Source organism: Iningainema tapete BLCC-T55, from assembly GCF_014698965.1.
GTDB lineage: Bacteria > Cyanobacteriota > Cyanobacteriia > Cyanobacteriales > Nostocaceae > Iningainema > Iningainema tapete.
Map to the genome: position 1 here is coordinate 1 of NZ_JACXAE010000123.1, position 1,217 is coordinate 1,217.

The window sequence follows — 1,217 nt, forward strand, 5'->3', positions numbered from 1 at the left end:
CTAGTAGTCTGTCAAATACATTTTGACGGATACTGGAAGATATATTTCCCAGCATTCTATAAGCTATGCCTGCAAAACGATACATTGTCTCCCTAACTCCTGACGAACGCCAAAGTTTAGAACAATTAACCAAAACAGGTATTGCCGCCGCCGCCAAAATCAATCACGCTCATATACTTCTTAAAGCAGATGTGAATCACCCAGATGGGGGATGGAAAGATCAAGCTATCAGCGATGCTTTCAAGATCAGCACCAGAACCATTGAGCGTGTCCGGCAAAGGTTTGTGGAAGAAAACTTAGACGATGCCCTCGTACCCCGTCAGCGACATTCATTGAAGTTGCGACGGCTAGACGGAGAAGCAGAAGCCCATTTGGTGGCGACGGCTTGCAGTAGCCCACCAGAGGGATATAGCCGTTGGACATTACGGTTATTGGCAGACCAGATAGTGGCATTGGGATATGTAGAGAGCATTTCCCATGAAAGTGTGCGACAAGTTCTAAAAAAAACGAGCTTAAGCCTTGGTTGAACGAATCTTGGGTGATTCCTCCGGAAGCTAGTGCTGAGTTTGTTTGCCAAATGGAAGATATTCTACAATTGTATACTCGTCCCTATGACCCCGATTATCCGTTGGTTTGCTTCGATGAAAGCTCAAAGCAATTAATTTCTGAAGTCAGAAAACCTCTGCCAGCAGAACCAGGACAACCCGAACGCTATGACTATGAATATCAACGGGAGGGGGTTTGCAATCTATTTATGATGTTTGAGCCTTTAGTCGGGTGGAGGCACGTAGAAGTGACCGACCAACGGACCCAAATTGACTACGCACAACAAATAAAGTATCTGGTTGATGAATGCTATCCCCAAGCCAAAAAAATTCAACTCGCTCAGGATAACCTTAATACTCACATTAGAGCCTCTCTTTACAAGGCATTTCTGCCAGCCGAAGCTAGACGAATTTTGGATAAAATCGAGTTTCATTATACGCCAAAGCATGGAAGTTGGTTGAATATGGCTGAAATTGAGTTGAGTGTTTTAAACCGACAATGCCTTGACCGACGTATTGCTCACAAAGAAGTTTTGAAACAGGAAATCGCTGCCTGGGAAAAACGCAGAAATGAACTCTCCTGTAAAGTAGATTGGCAATTTACAACCGCTGATGCCCGTATTAAATTAAAGCGCCTCTATCCGTCAATTAGTTCTTGACAGACTACTAGAT

General features: G+C 44.0%; 1 protein-coding gene. It reads left to right on the forward strand.

Features of this window, described 5'->3' with window-relative positions; translation table 11 throughout:
* The first annotated feature begins 65 nt into the window (after positions 1–65).
* A protein-coding gene (locus tag ICL16_RS40545) for an IS630 family transposase (RefSeq protein WP_190837531.1) occupies positions 66–1,204 on the forward strand; the annotation gives its coding sequence in 2 pieces (ribosomal slippage) (positions 66–498 and positions 498–1,204; 1,140 coding nt in all).
* The last annotated feature ends 13 nt before the right edge of the window (positions 1,205–1,217 follow it).